This is a genomic window from Vibrio navarrensis, from assembly GCF_015767675.1.
Lineage (GTDB): Bacteria > Pseudomonadota > Gammaproteobacteria > Enterobacterales > Vibrionaceae > Vibrio.
On record NZ_CP065217.1, the window covers coordinates 2,964,931 to 2,978,613 of the forward strand.

General features: G+C 49.4%; 15 protein-coding genes. 4 read left to right on the forward strand and 11 right to left on the reverse strand.

Annotated features, from left to right (window positions below; all coding sequences use genetic code 11):
* Window positions 1-47: 47 nt before the first annotated feature.
* From era to rpoE, 8 genes are all read right to left on the reverse strand, one after another.
* Window positions 48-1,016: a GTPase Era gene (gene era, locus I3X05_RS13915; RefSeq protein ID WP_045571239.1), complete on the reverse strand. Its 969-nt coding sequence runs from the start codon at window positions 1,014-1,016 to the stop codon at window positions 48-50.
* Entirely contained in the window at window positions 1,009-1,686 is a 678-nt protein-coding gene (gene rnc / locus I3X05_RS13920; protein ID WP_045571240.1) for a ribonuclease III, read from the reverse strand. The genes era and rnc overlap by 8 nt, the downstream gene beginning before the upstream one ends.
* Window positions 1,687-1,708: 22 nt before the next feature.
* The gene (gene lepB, locus I3X05_RS13925; protein WP_337970805.1) at window positions 1,709-2,608 is read right to left on the reverse strand and encodes a signal peptidase I; all 900 of its coding nucleotides are present in this window, start codon (window positions 2,606-2,608) and stop codon (window positions 1,709-1,711) included.
* A gap of 107 nt (window positions 2,609-2,715) precedes the next feature.
* Window positions 2,716-4,509 (reverse strand): translation elongation factor 4, encoded by a 1,794-nt coding sequence (lepA, locus tag I3X05_RS13930; protein WP_045571242.1) that lies wholly within the window; start codon window positions 4,507-4,509, stop codon window positions 2,716-2,718.
* Window positions 4,510-4,622: 113 nt separating this feature from the next.
* Window positions 4,623-5,093: a SoxR reducing system RseC family protein gene (locus tag I3X05_RS13935; protein WP_045571243.1), complete on the reverse strand. Its 471-nt coding sequence runs from the start codon at window positions 5,091-5,093 to the stop codon at window positions 4,623-4,625.
* Window positions 5,090-6,061, reverse strand: a complete 972-nt coding sequence (rseB, locus tag I3X05_RS13940; protein WP_045571244.1) for a sigma-E factor regulatory protein RseB — start codon at window positions 6,059-6,061, stop codon at window positions 5,090-5,092. The genes I3X05_RS13935 and rseB overlap by 4 nt, the downstream gene beginning before the upstream one ends.
* Window positions 6,058-6,678 (reverse strand): sigma-E factor negative regulatory protein, encoded by a 621-nt coding sequence (locus I3X05_RS13945; RefSeq protein ID WP_337970806.1) that lies wholly within the window; start codon window positions 6,676-6,678, stop codon window positions 6,058-6,060. Before I3X05_RS13945 ends, rseB begins: the two co-directional genes overlap by 4 nt.
* Window positions 6,679-6,706: 28 nt before the next feature.
* The gene (gene rpoE, locus I3X05_RS13950; RefSeq protein ID WP_039430495.1) at window positions 6,707-7,285 is read right to left on the reverse strand and encodes an RNA polymerase sigma factor RpoE; all 579 of its coding nucleotides are present in this window, start codon (window positions 7,283-7,285) and stop codon (window positions 6,707-6,709) included.
* Window positions 7,286-7,636: 351 nt separating this feature from the next.
* On the opposite strand from rpoE, the gene nadB reads away from it, so the two are divergent.
* Entirely contained in the window at window positions 7,637-9,244 is a 1,608-nt protein-coding gene (gene nadB / locus I3X05_RS13955) for an L-aspartate oxidase (protein WP_045571246.1), read from the forward strand.
* Between the two features lie 33 nt (window positions 9,245-9,277).
* Here nadB and I3X05_RS13960 read toward each other — a convergent pair whose 3' ends face one another.
* Window positions 9,278-9,694: a protein YgfX gene (locus tag I3X05_RS13960; protein WP_171816739.1), complete on the reverse strand. Its 417-nt coding sequence runs from the start codon at window positions 9,692-9,694 to the stop codon at window positions 9,278-9,280.
* Window positions 9,663-9,923 (reverse strand): succinate dehydrogenase assembly factor 2, encoded by a 261-nt coding sequence (locus I3X05_RS13965; protein ID WP_045571248.1) that lies wholly within the window; start codon window positions 9,921-9,923, stop codon window positions 9,663-9,665. The genes I3X05_RS13960 and I3X05_RS13965 overlap by 32 nt, the downstream gene beginning before the upstream one ends.
* A gap of 228 nt (window positions 9,924-10,151) precedes the next feature.
* On the opposite strand from I3X05_RS13965, the gene ygfZ reads away from it, so the two are divergent.
* The 3 genes from ygfZ to I3X05_RS13980 all read left to right on the forward strand — a co-directional run bounded on the left by ygfZ (window position 10,152) and on the right by I3X05_RS13980 (window position 12,385).
* Entirely contained in the window at window positions 10,152-11,126 is a 975-nt protein-coding gene (gene ygfZ / locus I3X05_RS13970) for a tRNA-modifying protein YgfZ (RefSeq protein ID WP_045571249.1), read from the forward strand.
* On the forward strand, window positions 11,119-11,607 hold the full coding sequence (locus I3X05_RS13975; RefSeq protein ID WP_045571250.1) for an aminoacyl-tRNA deacylase: 489 nt from the start codon (window positions 11,119-11,121) through the stop codon (window positions 11,605-11,607). The genes ygfZ and I3X05_RS13975 overlap by 8 nt, the downstream gene beginning before the upstream one ends.
* A gap of 571 nt (window positions 11,608-12,178) precedes the next feature.
* Window positions 12,179-12,385, forward strand: a complete 207-nt coding sequence (locus I3X05_RS13980; RefSeq protein ID WP_039430501.1) for a DUF1107 domain-containing protein — start codon at window positions 12,179-12,181, stop codon at window positions 12,383-12,385.
* Between the two features lie 71 nt (window positions 12,386-12,456).
* Here the strand turns inward: I3X05_RS13980 and I3X05_RS13985 are convergent, their stop codons facing one another.
* Entirely contained in the window at window positions 12,457-13,680 is a 1,224-nt protein-coding gene (locus tag I3X05_RS13985) for an FAD-dependent 2-octaprenylphenol hydroxylase (RefSeq protein ID WP_045571251.1), read from the reverse strand.
* Window positions 13,681-13,683: the final 3 nt, after the last annotated feature.

A 13,683-nucleotide genomic window follows, 5' to 3' on the forward strand; every position in this document is an offset into this window, starting at 1 on the left:
TGGCTCCCTACGGTCATGATTGCGGAGCGATACGTTCGCCTGTCCAATCACAGATCATCAATGTATCCGAGCGAGCGCAGTGCGCGTTCATCGTCTGCCCAACCGGATTTCACTTTCACCCACGTTTCTAGGTAGACTTTGCGGCCAAACAGCTCTTCCATATCCAGACGCGCTTCGCGGCCAATGGTTTTGATCTTCTCGCCACCTTTCCCGATCACCATCTTCTTCTGACCACTGCGCTCAACCAAGATCAGCGCATTGATATGAAAACCATCGGTTTCTGGGTTGTAGTCAAAGCGTTCGATTTCCACCGTGACCGAGTATGGCAGCTCTTCGCCCGTAAAACGCATCAGCTTTTCACGCACAATTTCAGACGCCATAAAACGCTGCGAGCGATCGGTAACATACTCTTCAGGGAAGTGGTGTACCGCTTTAGGGAGATGCTCACGCACGTGCTTGCGCAGCACGTCAATGTTCTTACCATGCTTGGCCGAAATGGGCACCACGTCGACGAAGTCCATCTTCTTCGACATCTCCATCATGTGCAGCATCACTTCATTGCGATCTTGCACGTTATCCACTTTGTTCACGCACAGCACGACAGGGAAATTGGCTTTTTGTAGCTTGGTCAGCACCATCTCATCATCAGCAGTCCAGTTGGTACCGTCAACCAAGAAAAACACCAGATTGACATCGCTCAGTGACGAGTTAGCGGCGCGGTTCATCAAACGGTTGATGGCGCGCTTTTCTTCAATGTGCAGCCCCGGAGTGTCAACGTAGATGGCTTGGTAATCGCCTTGCGTGTCCACGCCCATAATACGGTGACGCGTGGTTTGCGGCTTACGTGAGGTAATGGAAATCTTCTGCCCTAAGATCTTGTTGAGCAGGGTCGATTTCCCTACGTTAGGACGACCAACGATGGCGATAAAACCACAATGTTGATTCTCAGGTGAAGAAGGTTGTTGCTTCTCTTCTGACGCGAAAAACGCGTCGATATCGAATTCGTTATCAGCCATTGGTTAACTGCTCCAGAGCCGTTTCAGCAGCCGCTTGTTCTGCCTTGCGGCGGCTGGTACCTTTTCCGATCACAGGTTTGTCCATACCCGCGACATCACACTCAACCGTGAATTCTTGGTTGTGTGCTTCACCTTTAATATTAGTCACTGTGTAGATCGGCAGCGGTTTTCTTCTGCCTTGCAAAAACTCCTGCAAACGGGTTTTTGGGTCTTTCTGTGATACGCCAGGCTTGATGGCTTCCAGACGAGCGTTGTACCAGCTTAAGACGATGCCACGCACCACTTCCAGATCGCTATCTAGATAAATGGCGCCAATAATAGCTTCGACCGCATCAGCCAGAATCGAGTCGCGACGAAAACCGCCACTCTTCAACTCACCTGGACCTAATTTTAAGTAATCTCCCAGACCAAACTCTCGGCCCAGCTCTGCCAATGTGTTTCCGCGTACTAAGGTCGCACGCATGCGGCTCATATCCCCTTCATTCACTTTAGGAAAGCGGTGATAGAGTTCATCAGCGATGACAAAACTTAAAATTGAATCGCCCAGAAACTCAAGACGTTCATTGTGTTTACCATTGGCACTGCGGTGAGTCAGCGCCAGATTGATCAGCTCAGCATCGTTAAATTGATAGCCGAGCCTCTTACTTAGTTGATCAATAGGAGAATTCATACTCTCTCGATAGTCATTTATGTTAGTGAATGCCGCCGATGCGGTTAAAACGCACTCCGGTTGGGATCCATGATGGCAAGAAACTGTCGGTGCTGCGATCAAACTCAAAGCTGATCCAGATAGCGACGGCTTTACCCACCAAGTTAGCTTCTGGCACAAAGCCCCAGAATCGGCTGTCAGCACTGTTATCGCGGTTGTCGCCCATGACAAAATAGTGCCCTTGTGGAACGACCCACTCGTTTACGCCACTACGAGGACGGTAAGCACTGATGCGATCGCTGCGCGTGGTATCAATCAGAATGCGGTGTTTCACTTCGCCCAAGGTTTCATCCAACTGCATGAGTGGAATGCCACCTTGCGAGAATTCGCTCTCAACCACATTGTTGCGCGCCACCAATTTGCACTCATTCTGCCCTTTCGCCTGAATACAAAGTTCTTTGTTTCTGTCGTAGCGCACTGTATCACCCGGTAAACCGACGACACGTTTGATGTAATCGATGTTCGGTGAAGGCGGATATTTAAATACCACAATATCACCGCGCTCCGGTTTGCCCATTTCGACCAACTGGGTGCGCCATACCGGATCTTTCAAGCCGTAAGCGTATTTTTCCACCAAGATGAAATCGCCGACCAGCAAGGTTGGCATCATAGAGCCCGATGGGATTTGAAACGGCTCATAGATAAAAGAGCGCAGAATCAGTACAAAGCCGATCACTGGAAAAATCGAGACGCCATTTTCAATCCACCAAGGCTGCATTTTCGCTTTTGCCAGTGTCGCTGCATCCAGACCGGAGTTGGTTTGCGCTTCAATTTCCGCCACTTTCTGTTGACGTTGTTTGCTCCAAACCAGCTTTTCTAGTACCCAAATGACGCCAGTCACTAGAGTGGCGATAACCAGGAAATGTGAAAATATCGTCGCCATTGACTTCCCTTATCTAAAAAATACGAAAGTGAAAGGGCGAGAACCCTTTCACTTGTTGAGTTTCTATCGTCGTATGACCGATGTCAGGCGGATAAAGTTCAAGGAAATTAATCTTTACCCACGTGCAGAATCGCAAGGAACGCTTCTTGCGGCAGTTCGACGTTACCAATCTGCTTCATGCGTTTCTTACCTTCTTTCTGCTTCTTCAACAGTTTTTTCTTACGGCTAACGTCACCACCGTAACATTTCGCCAATACGTTCTTACGCAGTTGCTTCACGGTTGAACGGGCGATAATGTGGTTGCCGATGGCCGCTTGAATCGCGATATCAAACATTTGGCGAGGAATAAACTCTTTCATTTTCTCAACCAACTGACGACCACGAGTCTGCGATTGATCTTTATGGGTGATGATCGCTAGTGCGTCTACTTTGTCACCGTTGAGCAGAACGTCTACGCGCACCATGTCTGACGTTTCAAAGCGTTGGAAACCGTAATCAAGCGAGGCGTAACCACGTGAGGTCGATTTCAAACGGTCGAAGAAATCCAGTACCACTTCAGCCATTGGAATGTCGTAGGTTAGCGCCACTTGGTTGCCGTGGTAAACCATGTCAACCTGCGTACCACGCTTCTCAATACACAAGGTAATCACGTTACCGAGGTAGTCTGCTGGCACAAGAATGTTACAACGCGCGATCGGCTCACGAATCTCATCAATATCGTTAATTGCTGGCAGTTTCGCTGGGCTATCGACATAGATGGTTTCTTTGTTGGTTTTCAGAACTTCATAAACTACGGTCGGCGCTGTGGTGATCAGGTCAAGATCGTATTCACGCTCAAGACGCTCTTGGATGATCTCCATGTGCAGCATGCCAAGGAAGCCACAACGGAAACCAAAGCCAAGTGCCGCTGATGTTTCTGGCTCATAGAACAGAGAAGCGTCGTTGAGGCTCAATTTACCAAGTGCGTCACGAAACGCTTCATAGTCGTCAGAAGCAACAGGGAACAGGCCTGCATACACCTGTGGTTTGACTTTCTTAAAGCCCGGTAGCGGTTTTTCTGCACCGTTTTTCGCCAGCGTCAAGGTATCGCCCACTGGCGCGCCAAGAATGTCTTTAATACCACAAACCACCCAACCTACTTCGCCCGTATTGAGTTCAGTGGTATCGATTTGTTTTGGTGTAAAGATGCCAAGGCGATCCACGCCCCACACCTGACCCGTGCTCATCACTTTGATCTTGTCGTTCTTCTTCAAATGGCCGTGTTTGATTCGCACCAGCGATACCACACCAAGATAGTTGTCAAACCAAGAATCGATGATCAGAGCTTGCAGCGGCGCCTCTGGGTTGCCTTCTGGGGCAGGAATGGCAGAAACAATCTTCTCGAGCACGTCGTCGACGCCCAAACCCGTCTTGGCAGAACAACGAACCGCATCAATGGCATCAATACCAACGATGTCTTCGATCTCTTCCGCCACACGCTCAGGTTCGGCCGCTGGTAGGTCAATTTTGTTCAGAATTGGCACGACTTCCAAATCCATTTCGATCGCGGTGTAACAGTTCGCAAGCGTCTGAGCTTCTACCCCTTGACCAGCATCTACCACCAGCAGAGCGCCTTCACAAGCCGCTAACGAGCGCGATACTTCGTAAGAGAAGTCCACGTGCCCTGGGGTATCGATAAAGTTGAGCTGGTAGGTTTCACCATCTTTAGCTTGGTAGTCGAGTGTCACACTCTGCGCTTTAATGGTGATACCACGCTCACGTTCAAGTTCCATTGAGTCTAGAACTTGCTCTGCCATTTCACGGTCGCTCAATCCACCACAAACTTGGATTAAACGGTCTGATAGGGTCGATTTACCGTGGTCGATATGGGCGATAATCGAAAAGTTACGAATGTGCTTCATAGATTTGGGGTGACTAAACTCTTTAATTCTGGGACATAGAAACGCCGCTCAAAGGCGGCATTTCTGTTAAGTTGGCAGATTCTACCCAATTTCAGGGCGAGGCGCATCATAATTTAGGCAATAGGCGCGCCGAAGGTTCGCAGTAAAATGACCTGTTGTGCACTTTGCTGTTCAGTAGCGCGGGCGAGTTTTTTCGCCGTCAGTAACCCCAATCCAGCCCCGATGGCCGAAGCGGCGATGACGATCCCTTCACCCAATCCAAGCAAAGGAACCAACAATAACTGGCCAACCATGGCGCCTAATATCAACGCCATTAAAGGGACAACATAAACAATCAATGCCGATCGCAGCACGTTTTGTTCTGAGATGCCGATTTCAACCACCTCTCCCACCAGCAAGCGCTGCTGGGTTTGCAGGTGCCACGCTAAGGCTTTTTTCCCAACGGCTTTACTGACAATACCAGTGCCACAGCTCTTTTGTGAGGCGCAGCTATTGCAGCTGGTTTGCTGCTCGCAGCTCAGTTCCACTGAAAAATGTTGTTGATGAGCGGTCACTTGAGTGACCGTCGCCAGTGCCGTCATCATTGCGAACTCCCCTTAGCCTGCGAGGTGGAGAAGGTTACAGATTGGATAATACGCTGCGCTGTGGTTGGTGGAATGTCACCCACCACGGAAATCTCGTAATTACCACGCACTGCACTATTGAGTGTACGGCGCCCTTGGCGTACTAATTGCCCTTTGAGCGAATGAGCATCTTTTTCACTGACATACACTGAAAAGCTGAACAAACCGTCACTGAACAGTTGGCTCTCAACCATCTGTTCCGTTAACGCCAGACGGTAGCGGTTGAGCTCATTGGGCTCAAAGCCTTCCGGCACCCAAGAGACGCTCCAATTACTTTGATCGACGGCGCCTTTGGGCAAACTCAGAACCGCAGGTAACTGGACATCTTTCAAGCCGCTCATCAGCTCAGCGATCTGTTGATTGACGGAATAGGAGATGGTTCTGAACTGCTCAAGCACTTCCCCGTCGCGATCCACCAAATCAGCTCGCAATGGCAACTTGCTCTGCTCATCAATCCAGATGACGTAGGAATAACGCAAACCATCTTTAGGGACAATCCGGATCACTTGCGAGGGCGAGCCTGCTTCACGCGCTCGGCCCACTTGGACGTAATCGTAGTAGCGATGCAGATGGTCGATGTCACTGCCAAGCATGGGCATCACGGGGGCAACCATTTCTCCGGCTTCGATGGTGAAAGGCTCAATGCCAGGTTCGATATAACTGACTTCACTGCCCCGTTTGATCACTTCACGGACCGGACCACTTAAATAGACCAAATGCGCATATTGCAGAGCATCTTTGTTGGCGTGACGGTACAACAAAGGCTCAATGCTGTTCTTCTTGATGAGAATATAAGCTAGTTCATAGCTCAAATTTTGGCTGGCTTCGCTCATTTGATGCAATAAAGCCTCTGCCGGCTTGTCGCTAGCAAAGGCTTGAGGAGTCATCACACTGAACAGAGCACAAACGCTGAACAGGAATTTCTTCATTCAATTTCCGATTTAAGTTGCTCATCCTCAAGCATGGATGAATCACTATTTAATCTTAACTGGAGTTCGTAGTCGCGTAACATAGCATGAACCCGCTTACGCTGCTCTTGCAAAGACGCATCAGTCATCGATTTTTCTACCGATTCACGCGTCAAACTCACGGGCTCTGCGCTGCCTGCAAAAGGAATGGTTTGCAAAACGGGCAACTGTTCCGCTTGAGGCACGCTGGAATCACTGCCGCCATATTGCTGAACACCAATGATCACCGCCAATGAAACACAAGCTGCAACCGCCACCTGACCAAACTGAGAAAGCCAAGCAGGCAATTGCCTTTTCGCCTCTCGTGGGGAAGGCTGAGATTCACGCGGAACTTGGCTCAGTTCCACAATCCGATGCTGATGAGCGCGATGTACTGGCTCATCTTCCAGTGCTAGGGCAACACTTTCGGCAATGTTCCATTGTGGTTGGCTTGGCCCTTCGCCACGCATCACATCACCAATCAAGTGATAATGACGCCAAGAATCGAGGCTGTCTTGATCTTGCTCGATTTCTCGCAACAAGACCAAATCGACCGTTTCACCATCCATGAGTGCCGAAAGCTTTTCTTTATCAGCCATTCTTAATTCACCATTGTTATTACTGGTACTAGCGTTGCAAAAGAGGTTGAATTTTCTTTTCCACCGCCTCACGAGCACGGAAGATACGCGAACGTACCGTTCCTACAGGGCAATCCATCACTTCTGCAATTTCTTCATAGCTCAAGCCATCTAGCTCGCGCAAAGTCATTGCGGTTTTCAAATCTTCGGGTAACGCATTAATCGCATCGAAAACGACTTGTTTCAGTTCGTTGGACAACGTTAAGTTCTCTGGGTTCGATATTTCTTTTAAGGCGTTACTTGTCTCATAAAATTCAGCTTCTTCAGCATCCACATCGGTGGCAGGCGGGCGACGACTCTGCGCAACAATATGGTTCTTGGCAGTGTTTACCGCAATTCGATATAGCCAAGTGTAAAAGGCACTTTCGCCACGAAAACTTGGAATCGCACGATAAGCTTTAATAAAAGCTTCCTGAGCAACGTCGGGGACATCGCCAGGATTACTGACATATCGGGAAATAAGATTGCATACTTTATTTTGGTACTTGATCACCAATAGGTTGAATGCTTGCTTATCGCCACTCTGAACTCGCTCAATCAATACTTGATCGGTAAGCTGCTCGTTCATTCGAGCGGATACTCCTATTCGTTATGACCCTTCTCTTTACAGATATGGGCAATAATTATGCATAATGTAGTATTGACACCACTGTCTACTTGAGCACTATTGTGACTTGTGACCAACAAGAAAGTTCCACGCTTTCTTAAATATTTTGTCAATATTGGTTCGTGATGTGATGTAATAAACACGCTCTGCCATTGATTCTGGATGGACAGAGTGAGAAATGCAATGGCGGTTTGTGCTGACTAGGGCTTTCTTCGCCGGCAGTGTCGGTGTGTTATGCAGATTGGATGCACATGAGGTGCTGAATATACCAAAGTGACCTGGTTCACTTTAGCTCGGGATTTTGAAAATTTTATGAACGCAAACCGTGAACATGAATGTGATGTGTTAGTGGTGGGCAGTGGTGCTGCGGGTTTATCGTTAGCCTTGCGAGTCGCCAATCACTGTAAAGTTATCGTGTTGAGTAAAGGGCCACGCAGCGAAGGCGCGACTTTTTACGCACAAGGTGGTATCGCCGCTGTTTTTGACGAGTCAGATAGTATCGAGTCGCATATCCAAGATACACTGATAGCCGGCGATGGCCTGTGCGAGCGAGAGACGGTGAAGTTTATCGCCGAAAACGCCAAAGAGTGTGTGCAATGGCTGATTGATGGCGGCGTGCCTTTCGATCGAGAAGAAGATGACTCCGATGACGAGCCACGCTATCACCTTACCCGAGAAGGCGGACACAGCCACAGGCGCATCCTGCACGCGGCTGACGCCACGGGCATGGCGATGCAAACGTCCTTACAAGACAACGCACACAATCACCCCAATATCCAAGTTTTAGAACGTCATAACGCCCTAGATTTGATCACCGAAGACAAAATTGGTGGCGACAAAAATAAGGTGATCGGCGCGTACGTATGGAATCGCAACGCTGAACACGTCGAAACGGTTCGCGCTAAGTTTGTGGTATTGGCCACTGGCGGCGCATCCAAAGTGTACCAGTACACTTCAAACCCAGATGTTTCCTCTGGAGACGGCATTGCCATTGCTTGGCGTGCCGGATGTCGTGTCGCTAACCTTGAGTTCAACCAGTTTCATCCAACCTGTCTCTACCATCCAGAAGCGCGCAACTTCCTGCTAACAGAAGCCTTGCGCGGGGAAGGCGCTTATCTGCGTCGTCCAGACGGATCGCGCTTTATGCCTGATTTTGATGCACGCGAGGAGTTAGCACCGCGTGATGTCGTCGCTCGCGCTATCGACTTTGAAATGAAACGCCTGGGCGCGGATTGTATGTACCTCGACATCAGCCACAAGCCTGCCGATTTCATCACGAAGCATTTTCCGATGATCTACTCGCGCCTAATGGATTTGGGCATCGACATGACCAAAGAACCCATTCCAATCGTTCCTGCCGCTCATTACACCTGCGGCGGCGTTATGGTCGACAAAAACGGTCAAACCGACTTGGAAAATCTCTACGCGATTGGCGAAGTCAGCTACACAGGTTTGCACGGCGCGAACCGCATGGCGTCGAATTCGCTGCTCGAATGTGTGGTCTATGCGTGGGCCGCCGCCAAAGACGTACTGAAAAAACACAAGCACGTCACGCTGGCACCCTCACTCCCCAACTGGGATGAAAGCCAAGTGACTTGCAGCGATGAGGAAGTGATCATCCAGCACAACTGGCATGAACTGCGCCTGTTTATGTGGGATTACATGGGTATCGTTCGCACCGACAAACGCCTTGAGCGCGCGCTGCGACGCATTCAGTTACTGCAGCAAGAAACCCACGAGTACTACAGTAACTTCCGAGTTTCTAACAACTTGCTTGAGCTGCGTAACTTGCTGCAAGTGGCGGAACTGATGGTTCGCTGCGCCATGCAACGCAAAGAAAGCCGAGGCCTGCACTATACCTTGGATTATCCTCAGCAATTGGAGCACAGTGCGCCGACCATTCTCACCCCAGAGCGTTAATTGCTCTGTTCTGTGAGTCATCATGCAAGGGAGCTAAGTTAGCTCCCTTTTCATTTGCAGCTGCTTGATGACGACCAGCAGTTGGCGATATTCGTCTTCTTGGCAACTGTCACGCCAAATCAAAAATCGTTCACCCGAGGCGGTTTTTAAACTGATAAACCACCAATAGAACTGACTATTGACCCAAGCGAGCTGCCATTGTTGCTGGCCCAATTTTAAGCGCCCCGAAAAAGACAAAGAGAGATGGCCCTGCAACTGCGGATAGAGGATGTCTCGGTTTTGATAACGCTGCAGCAAAATGGTGAACAAAGGGAAAAGCGTCACCAGCGGCAAGGCAGAGTAGACTAAAGCCCACAAAGCAAGGCTGAACACGCCAGCACTGAGCCAATGGGCTTTACGAGATGAAAAACAGGTAAGATTAACGTACCTTGCTGAGGTTGTGAGCGACAATTTTATCGACCATTGAGGCATGACCCAAGTTCTCACTGCGTCCGTGGCCCATAATCCAAGTAAACAAATCCGGATCATCGCTTTCCAACAGCGATACAAAATCGCGCTGTTCGTTCTCATTTAGGCTTTCAAAGCACTCTTCAAAAAAAGGCATGATCACCACATCAAGCTCCAGCATGCCACGACGACAGGCCCATTTGATGCGTGCTTTTTCTTCCGTAGTGTACATCGGTTATTCCTCACCTTATGTTTTTATTGAGGCGGAGTGTAACAAGGCTGTCAGTCCGCCACTAGTGTGTCTGTCACAAACTGCAATCTCACCCACTGAATAAGACCCTGTTTTTGCTGTGCTGACAAAGCGTGCTGCACGGATTAACATAGAGACAAATGACGCTGCGGTGCCAAGCGCGCATCCCTCATCGTCGCATTACCAACCGTATTGATAGGTATTTTTCTTATGCAATGGAAGAATCTGTTCTCCCGCCTCGAATTGAGCAGCAGCGAAGCGTTGCCAGAATTGGCGGTCAGCCTGCTGGACAACCTAAGCCTAGTGACCATCACTGGCAACGACAAAAAGTCATACCTGCAAGGTCAAGTGACTTGCGATGTGGTCTCGCTGCAAGCGGATCAAATCGTTTGGGGTGGACACTGCGATGCCAAAGGCAAACTTTGGTCGACCTTTCGTCTGTTTCATTTTCAAGATGGCTACGCCATGCTGCAAGACCAATCTGCCGTTGAAATTGAACTGCAAGAGCTGAAGAAATACGCCATTTTTTCCAAAGTTGACATTCAGATCAGCGAGAAAGTGTTATTTGGGATCAGCGGCGTCAAAGCCACAGATTGCATTAACTCACTTAGCGGTGAGGCGCGCGGCGCACTGCGTGCACTGGAGCACGCGACCGCCGTGCAACTAACGGACAAGCAGTGGCTTTTGATCGTTGAACCAGAAGCAGTCGAAAGTGTCTTGGCCAAGTTCAATGCCCCTTTGACCACGCATTCGCTCTGGGATTTGTATGACATTTTACAAGCAGCGCCGCGCATTCCCCTATCCGCTCAAGGTGAACATATTCCACAAGCGGTCAATCTGCAGGCTGTGGGCGGGATAAGCTTTAAGAAAGGCTGTTACACCGGGCAAGAAACCGTCGCTCGTGCCAAATATCGCGGCATCAACAAACGCGCGATGTATATAGTCTCTGGCGACTGTCCGCTCGCACTGAACGCACAGCAGCCGATTACGCTCGAACGCAGCGTAGGAGAAAACTGGCGTAAAGCGGGCGAGCTAATGCACTGCTATCAATTTAGTGACCAACAAGCGTTAGGCTTGATGGTGTTGCCAAATGACCTCGCTCCAGAGACAGAACTTCGCCTTGCAGAGCAGCCTGAAACTCGCTGGCGCATCCTGCCACTGCCCTATTCACTTGCCGATGAGTGATCCCATCGCTACCGCGCTCACGCAGTATCTCCAACAGCAGCAGGTGAGTTATCACCTGCTTCACCACCAGACGCCTGCGACCAGCATTGAAGACGCGGCTCAGCAAAGAGGGATTCGCCCGGCACAGATAGTAAAATGCATTTTGCTGCGAGATATGAGCGACCGCTATGTGTTGGCCTGTGCCCCCGGCGATCGCAGCGTTGATCCGAAAAAAGTTCGCGCACTGTTCGGTTATCGACGTATGACGTGTGTCGATAAAGCCGAAGTGGCCGAAATCACTGGCTATGATATTGGCACGGTGACACCTTTGCTATTAAAGACCACCATGCCAATCGTGTTCGACTCAACCCTACTGAGCGAGCCATGGGTCACGATCAGCAGCGGCAATTTGATGGCAGGGCTCAAATTGGAACTGAAAAGTTTACTCTCACTTTGCCAACCGCAACTGGCTGCCATCTGTCGGGAGCCGAGCGACCTCTGATTTTTAGATGCAAACAATGTGAACACCCTCACAATTTATTGACTAGCATCACAACTAAATAAATCTCACATGGAATTTTTAGTCATTTAAAAAACATAAATAGTCACAAAGATTAAATTAGGCTACTCTGATTTGGCTGAGTGAGTTTCGTACAAAAACCATCTCAGCCTAAGTGAATCCACTGACACTGTTCAGTAAATCCACTTTTGTGTAATGCATCTGTGACTATTCGCCCGCTGCTGCGGGCTTTTTTTCTTTTCTTTCCTGCACAGCTTCGCGTAACAAAAAAATATCAACTATTCTTATTTCTGTAACAAAACCATTGCCTAATACGGCGCGTATAAGTCAAGGTGGCGTGGCTCTCGTGTCAGTTACAGACGCTCAGATGAGCGTAAAAACTGTTTTTGGGGTAGACATCACTAAATTGATCCAACTGACTTTTAAAACCGCCAATGACAGCACAATTATCTGAATGAATAATACTTAGCTCTATTTTAACCTGCACATATCACATTATTCAGATACGCCAATCGGTATAATGACGGTGCAGCTTGAGAGAAAGGAGACCTATATGAGACTGTTTAAGCGCTATACGCCGGGTATGATAGCCAAGCATGTAAGTCGTCTTTTTAAGGGAAGAATTTATATCTATGGTGTGGGCAAGTTTGAGTTTGATAACGGAAAACTCATCTTGCCTGAGAAAGCGGATAAAAAACATTATCAGACTGTCAAAGAAGTGAATCAGGAAATCATGCGACTTCGATGCGCCTACGCTTAGCATCGTGATTGAATCAAAAAGAAGGGCTGGAGAACCAGCCCTTTTGCATTTTTATGCGCAACTATTTGCATTTAATTGTGTATCACAGACGTACGTGCCAGATCAGGCAATTCTCCTTTCAGACCTAACGCATACTGAATGATTTCACCCTTGGCTCCCGGCAGTTTTCCCGCCACCGTCATCCCCACACCACGTAGCAGTTTTTTCAACGGGTTTTGCCCGGCAAACAGATCACGAAAGCCTTGCATCGCGGCGATCATTTTTGCCGCTTCAGCTTTGCGCCAGCGCTCGTAACGGCGCAAATTGCGCTGAGCACCAATGTCTTGACCGCTGCGCCACAACGCCAGCACCTCTTGAGCCAAGCTCGCTGCATCCAGTAGCCCAAGATTAACCCCTTGACCAGCCAAAGGGTGAATGGTGTGCGCCGCATCGCCCACCAGCGCGACCCGTTCACGTACAAAATCGCGTGCATAGCGCATTTTAAGTGGCACAGCAAAGCGCTCACCAACCACTTCACACAACCCTAAACGCACATCAAACTCACTGGTCAGCGCTTTATTAAACTGTTCTTCACTCAATGCCATTAGGGCTTGCGCTTTATCCGGTACACAAGACCAAACGATCGAGCTCATGTCGCCTTTAGACATAGGTAAAAATGCCAGTGGCCCATCGGGCGTAAAGATTTGCCGCGCCACGCTGTCGTGCGCTTCCATGGTGCGCACATTTGCCACAATCGCGGTGTGACCGTAGTCCCAGTGGGTTAACGGAATATCTTGCTGCTGCCTCACCCAAGAGTTTGCCCCATCGGCCCCGACCACCAACTTGGCCGTCAACGCCTGACCATTATCAAGTGAAAGCCAAACCTCGCTTTCACCCACCGCCATAGACTGGCATTGCGCCGGCATTAAAAGCGTCACGTTATCCATTTTTTCCACCTGCTCTAGCAGAGCCAGTTGGATAACACGATTTTCTACAATGTGACCAAGGTTGTCCTGCGCCATGCTCGCTGCGTCAAAATTGATGTGGGCAAAACTGTCTTGCTCCCACACTTCCATCGACTGATAGGCAGCCGCACGGCGTTCAATAATGCCTTGCCAAGCGCCGAGTTTACGCAACATGATTTCGCTCGAACGACTCAGCGCCGATACACGCACATCGGGCAGCTCACTAAGTTGTGTTTCTGGCACTCGGCCTTCAATGACTGCAACGCGCAGCTCGCTCTCTTTGAAGGCGGCGGCTAACGCCAGTCCGACCATGCCACCACCAATGATGGCAATATCTACACTTTGCATCATGCT